Below are 6,244 nucleotides of genomic sequence, written 5' to 3'. Positions count from 1 at the left end.
CGGCCATGCCAACCCTCATCGACAACACCAAACCCAAAACCGAAAACCGGACGGCGGTCTCAGCCGCCGCCCGGGCCGGCCTGAAAGGGTGTCGTCGATGAACATCATCCTCTTCCTGGCCCCCGCGTCGATCGGGCTCGGCGCCATCGGCCTGCTGGCCTTCTTCTGGACCATGCGCTCGGGCCAGTACGACGACCCCAAGGGCGACGCCGCCCGTATCCTCTACGACCATCTCGACGACAAGCCGCCCGCCGATCCGCTCTGACCGCCTGGCCGGCCACAGGGAGTATCCCCATGCTCGACGTCCTTACCGCGCGCGACTCCGGCCTGACCGCCGACCTTGTGGTTCGCCTGCCGGTCGAGGCCATGCTCACGCCAGGGGCGGCCGACCTGCGCGTCGACGCCTTGATCGAGGAACTGATCCAGCTGGAAGCGGCTCTTCCTTCGCCGCGGCGCACGCGCGGCGTCCTCCTGAGCGGCGCGGCCAATCGCCTGACCCGCGACGGCATGGTCCGGCTCTTCGAAGCCTTGCGACATGTCTTTCGGTTCGCGCCGGGCGCGATCAGCGTCGCCGAGATCGATCTTTCGGCCTGGTCCAGCGCCTGGGCGAGCGCCGCGGCGTTCCACGGCGTCGGCCGCGCGCGGTTCAGCATTTCGCCACCCGCGGGAGGCGACGCCGGCGGCGACCGGCCCGAGCTCGCGACCCTGGCCCAGGCGATAGCGGCCTTGCGGGACGCCCACGTCCCCGTGCTGGAAGTCGACTTGGGGGTCGCCTTCGATCTGACGGGAAGCGCGCTGGCGGACGTTCGCCAGATCGTTCGCTCGGCGCCTGACGTCTTGCGGCTGTCGGCTTGCGCGGAGACGGGCGAGGTTCCCGGCGCGGCCCGGTCGGCGCGCGAGGTTCGCGCCTATCTCGAACGCGCCGGCTATCACGATATCGGCGGCGGCCTCTTCGCCCTGCCCGGAAACGATCCCGCCGCCACCGGCGCGAACGGCGTCGACCGATCCGAACACGCCCCCATCGTCATCGGCGCTGGCGCGCGGGCCGCGCCCGTCAAGGACGCCAAGATCAATGGCGGGGCGCCGAAGGCCGAGGTCGACCCTGACCCGTCGGTCGCCTCGTCGGGCCAGTCGCGACAACTTTGACCTTGAGCGAGCGGGTTGCATGATTGCCCGTTCGCGCAAGACCTTCCCGCCGAGCGACCGTTCGGCGGGAAGGCGCCTCCCCTTCCGCCTCAAGCCAGCCGCCCGTCCCGTGTCCGCCCCGCTTGGGGGCGGACACCGCGCGGGACTTGATGATCGTCAACGCGCTGGTCGCTGGACGGCTCAGGATGGCTCAAAAGGGAGATTTCCCGCCTTGCGATCATCGGCATCGCCCGCGAACGTTCGTCTTTGCCTCAACCTAGGCACCGGAAGCCTGTTGGCGGTCCATGAGTGCATCGCTCGGTGCGATCTGGTCGAGGATCCGACGTCGGTCCCGGACCCGGTCGGCTAACCCGGAATCGATGGGAGGCCGTCAGGCGGCCAAATCTGTCGCCGAGAAGCGTGGGCGGGTGATCGTGAAGCGTCGTGAACCGTCCAGCGCCACGCGGCCGTCATGCTGCAACTGGGTAAGCATGCGCGACACCGTTTCGATCGTGAGTCCCAGATAGTCGGCGATATCCTGGCGGCACATCGGCAGGTTGGCCCACGCCCCTTCGCTGCGCCGGGCGATCTGGCTCAGGAAGAAGACGACCTTCTCGTAGGCGTTGCGCCGCGCCAAGATCACCATGCGCGCCTGGGCCTGTTCCAGTTGCAGGCTAGTGACCGTCCAGATCAGCCGCTCGATAAGCGCCCCATCCTCGGCGACGGCGAGGGCCTGGCGCCGTACATGGGCGATTTCGCAGTCGGTGAGGGCCTCGGCCGCGTGGCTGTGAGTCGCGCCCAGCGCCAGTCCGAACATGTCGCCCGGAAAATAAAACTCGCTGACCTGACGACGACCGTCGGCGAGCAGCCGCGTGCTGCGCACCACGCCCTTGGTCACGCGATAGTAGTCGGTGGCCCGGCCCTCCTGGGCGAAGATCTCGTCCCCCGCCCCGAAGCGCGTCGTGCGCGCCAGGCGATCGAAGGCGGCCTGCGCGGCGAGGTCGGCGGACGTACCCGCAGCCGAACTGATCAAGACCTGAAACGGCATGACTTCCCCCAAAACTCTTCAGAAGATTAGGGACGAGAGGGTCACGCCCACTATTAGGAAACCTACCTAGTCGAACTCATTTCGACGCCTTGACCCGCGACCAATTCGCACACGCTCAAAGATGGCGAACACAATCGGAAAAGCCGGAACGAGCCCCCAAGATCAAAGACGCCCAATCTTTCGGCGCAATGCCGCGCCTCCTCGGATTCGACCTGTCGTTGTTGGAGTCCCATTCAGGTGCGACGGATTGTCCACTTAGGTAATCTTACCGAGTGTGGACAAACCCCAGGCATGGTGACGCTAGGCATCGCGAGCATCGTTCGTCGAGCGCCGGAAGGTCTACAATGCGCATTCTTCACGTCGATGACGACCAACTGGTTCGCGAACTGATCAAAATCAGCATGGGACGCCTCGGTCACGACGTCCTGTCCTTTCAGGACGGTCCGGCCGCCCTGGACCATCTGCGCACCCATCCTGTCGACCTGATCATCTCCGACGTGACGATGCCCGGCATGAACGGCGCGCAATTTGTCGGCGCCGTGCGCGACGAGGCCTTGTCCGGCGCGCCTGTCGTCTTCCTGACCTCGGGCTTCGACCCTCGCACCGCCGCGCTGGAGGCCCTGGGCCCCGTCGCCATCCTCGGCAAACCCTTCGACCCGTTCGAACTGCCCGCGGAGATCGAGCGCCGAATGGCGCGCGTCGCATCGTCGCAAGGCGCTCAAGCCTGACAGCGCCGCCGCGGGCGGCCCGACAAGCTCGGCGCACTCAGCGCGTCAGCGCCGCGCGCAGGGTATCGACCAGGTCATCGTCCAGCAGTGGCTTCTCAATCAGCAAGGCCCCCGACTGTTCCGCCTTGCGCCGCAGGTCCGCGGAGGGATGCGTGGCGGTCACCACCATGACGATGTCGGGAAAGAGCCCTCGCACCAGTTCGATGAGGGCCAGCGCGTCTATCGCTGGCGCGGCGTGCCCCATGATCACCGCCTCGGCCGCGCCTGCGCGCAGGCGGGCGAAAAAGGTCGGCGTGGCGGCGAAGGTCTCCACCCGGTAGCCCTCGAGACCCAGGGAAAAGCTCAAGGCTTGACGAAGCGCGGCATCCTCGTCGATCACGAGAACGCGAGGCGACTGGGCTAAACTCAAGGGCAAGGACACGGATCTTGTTCCGCCTGACGGGGGTGACCCGGCGGCGGGCCGGGTGCGCCTGAGCTTGATACGCCGGCCCGACTGTCGGAAACATCTGGACTGCCCCTAAGGGGAATCCCGGACTAGCCACGGCTGCCCGACCGGCCACGCGCGGAGTGACGACCATCGACGAATTCACGCCGCCGCGTCCCAACTCCACTCGGACTAACGCCGCTCGGGAATGGGCGATGGCCGCGAGCATCGCGTCCGCGCTGGTCGTCGCCGGGATCATCGCGCGCGTCTTGTTCGAACCGATCCTGGGCGATCGCGGCCTCTATCTCTTCTTCTTTCCGGCCGTGGTCGCCGCCTCCGCCTATCGCGGCGCGGCCGGGGGCCTTTTGGCCTGCGCTCTGAGTCTTGTCTGCCTTCTCCTCGTGAACCTGCGCCACAACGGCTTTGACTTCGGCGACGCGGTCGGGACGCTGCTGTTCGTGGCGGTCAGCGCGGGGATCTGTTTTGGCGGCGAGCGCTTTCGCACGGCCCGCAAACGGGCCGACGCCGTGACGGCCGATCTGCTGCTGCGCGAAGCCCATCTGGCCTCCATCCTCGACACCGTGCCCGACGCCATGGTGCTGATCGATGAAGCGGGGCGCGTGCGCTCGTTCAGCTCGACGGCCGTCCGTCTGTTCGGCTGGACCCCGGAGGAAATCTTCGGCCAGAACGTCAATCGACTCATGCCCGAGCCCTACCGGTCGGCGCACGACGGCTATCTGCAGCGCTACTACGGCACCGGCGAGCGCCGGATCATCGGCCTGGGTCGCGTGGTCATCGGCGAGCGCAAGGACGGTTCGACCTTTCCGATGGAGTTGTCGGTGGGTGAAATCCGGACAGGCCGGGAACGGTTCTTCACCGGCTTCGTACGCGACCTCACCGAGACCCAGCGCACCCAGGCCCGATTGCAGGAGCTTCAGGGCGAGCTCGTCCATATCGCCCGGCTGACCTCAATGGGCGAGATGGCCTCGGCGCTGGCGCATGAGATCAATCAGCCGCTGTCGGCCATCGCCAACTATCTGAAGGGCGCGCGCCGCCTTCTCGAAGAGACCGACATTGACCGCGACACCCTCGATGGCGCGCTCGACAAGGCCGGGGAGCAGGCGCTTCGCGCCGGCGCGATCATCCGCCGTCTGCGAGACTTCGTGGCGCGCGGCGAAACGGAGCGACAGGTAGAGAGCCTCAATCGTATGGTCGAGGAAGCTGCGGCCCTGGCGTTCATCGGCGCGCGGGAGCTCGGGGTCGGGGTGCGCTTCGACTACGACATCAAGACCGACCGCGTTCTGGCCGACCGCGTCCAGATCCAGCAGGTCATCGTCAATCTGATCCGCAACGCCATCGAAGCCATGTCGGACGGCCCTCGCCGAGACCTGAAGATCAGCGTATCACGCGCCGACCAAGACGCTGTCGTCTCCGTGAGCGATACTGGACCTGGCGTCGCGCCGGAAATCATCGACAATCTGTTCGCCGCGTTTGTCACGACCAAGCGCGACGGCATGGGCGTGGGACTTTCGATCTCACGAACCATCATCGAATCGCACGGCGGTCGGCTGTGGGCCGAGGAGACGCCCGGCGGCGGAGCGACGTTCAGGTTCACCCTGAAGATCGTGGAAGGAGACCAGAGTCTTGAGTAACGGCGTCGTGCACATCATCGATGACGATGAAGCCATCCGCGACTCCCTCGGCTTTCTGCTGCGGGTCAATCGCATCCCGTTCCGCGTCTTCAGCTCGCCAGTAGAATTCCTGGAGGCCTCGCCGCCCGAGGGGGGCTGCATCCTGACCGATGTACGCATGCCCGAAATGAATGGCGTCGAGATGGTTCGTCGCCTGAAGGCGCGCGGCGATCGCGCGCCGGTCATTGTGATGACCGGCCACGCGGACGTTCCGCTGGCGATCGAAGCGATGAAGGCCGGGGTCGTCGATTTCATCGAAAAGCCGTTCGAGGAAGGCCAGTTGCTCGCGGCGATCAACGCCGCCCTGGCGCAAGGCAAGGCCCAGCGCGACCAGGACACCACTCTGATCGAGACGCGGAAGCGTCTGGCGGCGCTGTCGCCCCGCGAGCGAGAGGTCCTCGACGGCCTCGTCGAAGGCAAGGCCAACAAGGTCATCGCCTTCGACCTGGGGATCAGCCCGCGAACGGTGGAAATCCATCGGGCCAATCTCATGGGCAAGATGCAGGCGCGCAGCCTTTCGGAACTGGTGCGCATGGCCCTGTCGGTCCGGGATCGCGACTGACACGGCGGCGCGTCAGTGGCGGCTTCGCGCCGATCACCAAGGCGAGCGCACCCTGTCCACCCGCGCGAGCCGCGACGTGCAGGGCAGCGCAGGCGACAGACGGACGCCGAGGACGTACGGGATCAAGCGTAGGCGACAGCCACCCGGTCTTCGGCTAAAGCGCATCGCGTGACTCGATCGGCGTCCCACCGCTGGCCCTTGATGCGCGCTGCGTTCCTTGCGTTGGCGTTGATAGCGGTTGCGCTGAAGGTGCTGGTGCCGGCGGGCTTCATGACAGCGCCGGGGCCGACGAACGGCCTGCCGTTCTCCGTGGTCATCTGCACTGGGCAGGGCGCGATGGTCGTCGAACCCGGCGACCCGATGAGCCACGACAAAAGGGCCCCGTCCGAAAAGCCGTCGCACGACCAGCCCTGCCCGTTCGCGGGTCATGGCGCGGCCACGGTCGCGCCCAGCGCGATCACCGTCCAGGCGGTCACTTTCGCCGTCTATGTCGAACCGGCGGCGCGCCCCGTGAAGGGCTTGGCGCCGGGGCGCGGTCTGGCCGCGCCGCCGCTTCCCGCCCGAGGTCCTCCCAGCCTGCTGATCTGACGCCCTGGCGCCTTGGCGCCGGGCCCGTCCTGCCGATCAGTTCAGCTCACGGCGCCGATGCGCGCCGAAGGATCTCAC

8 protein-coding genes are annotated in these 6,244 nt (G+C 67.0%); 6 read left to right on the top strand and 2 right to left on the bottom strand.

Annotation, left to right across the window (positions count from 1 at the left end; translation table 11 throughout):
* Positions 1 to 97 precede the first annotated feature (97 nt).
* Together ccoS and AC1RJ9_RS25330 are read left to right on the top strand one after the other, a co-directional pair.
* Positions 98 to 265 (top strand): cbb3-type cytochrome oxidase assembly protein CcoS, encoded by a 168-nt coding sequence (gene ccoS / locus AC1RJ9_RS25335; RefSeq protein WP_492840944.1) that lies wholly within the window; start codon positions 98 to 100, stop codon positions 263 to 265.
* 29 nt (positions 266 to 294) lie between these two features.
* Entirely contained in the window at positions 295 to 1,146 is an 852-nt protein-coding gene (locus tag AC1RJ9_RS25330) for an oxygen-independent coproporphyrinogen III oxidase (protein ID WP_492840946.1), read from the top strand.
* 370 nt (positions 1,147 to 1,516) lie between these two features.
* On the opposite strand, the gene AC1RJ9_RS25325 is transcribed toward AC1RJ9_RS25330, so the two are convergent.
* Positions 1,517 to 2,173, bottom strand: a complete 657-nt coding sequence (locus AC1RJ9_RS25325; protein WP_492840948.1) for a helix-turn-helix domain-containing protein — start codon at positions 2,171 to 2,173, stop codon at positions 1,517 to 1,519.
* 344 nt (positions 2,174 to 2,517) lie between these two features.
* Between AC1RJ9_RS25325 and AC1RJ9_RS25320 the strand changes: the two genes are divergently transcribed.
* Complete coding sequence (locus tag AC1RJ9_RS25320) at positions 2,518 to 2,901, top strand: response regulator (RefSeq protein WP_492840950.1); 384 nt, start codon at positions 2,518 to 2,520, stop codon at positions 2,899 to 2,901.
* A gap of 37 nt (positions 2,902 to 2,938) precedes the next feature.
* Here AC1RJ9_RS25320 and AC1RJ9_RS25315 read toward each other — a convergent pair whose 3' ends face one another.
* A complete protein-coding gene (locus AC1RJ9_RS25315) occupies positions 2,939 to 3,280 on the bottom strand; it encodes a hypothetical protein (RefSeq protein ID WP_492840952.1) in 342 nt (113 codons plus the stop codon).
* Positions 3,281 to 3,540: 260 nt separating this feature from the next.
* Here AC1RJ9_RS25315 and AC1RJ9_RS25310 point away from each other — a divergent pair, with 260 nt between their 5' ends.
* The 3 genes from AC1RJ9_RS25310 (at position 3,541) to AC1RJ9_RS25300 (ending at position 6,166) form a co-directional block, all read left to right on the top strand.
* On the top strand, positions 3,541 to 4,977 hold the full coding sequence (locus tag AC1RJ9_RS25310; RefSeq protein WP_492840953.1) for a PAS domain S-box protein: 1,437 nt from the start codon (positions 3,541 to 3,543) through the stop codon (positions 4,975 to 4,977).
* Positions 4,970 to 5,578, top strand: a complete 609-nt coding sequence (gene fixJ / locus AC1RJ9_RS25305) for a response regulator FixJ (RefSeq protein WP_492840955.1) — start codon at positions 4,970 to 4,972, stop codon at positions 5,576 to 5,578. Before AC1RJ9_RS25310 ends, fixJ begins: the two co-directional genes overlap by 8 nt.
* Positions 5,579 to 5,806: 228 nt before the next feature.
* The gene (locus AC1RJ9_RS25300; RefSeq protein ID WP_492840957.1) at positions 5,807 to 6,166 is read left to right on the top strand and encodes a DUF2946 family protein; all 360 of its coding nucleotides are present in this window, start codon (positions 5,807 to 5,809) and stop codon (positions 6,164 to 6,166) included.
* Positions 6,167 to 6,244: the final 78 nt, after the last annotated feature.

It is taken from the genome of Caulobacter sp. GW822-FHT07D08, from assembly GCF_058798735.1.
Note: the sequence above shows the minus strand (reverse complement) of the source record. Positions and strands in the feature narration are given on the sequence as shown.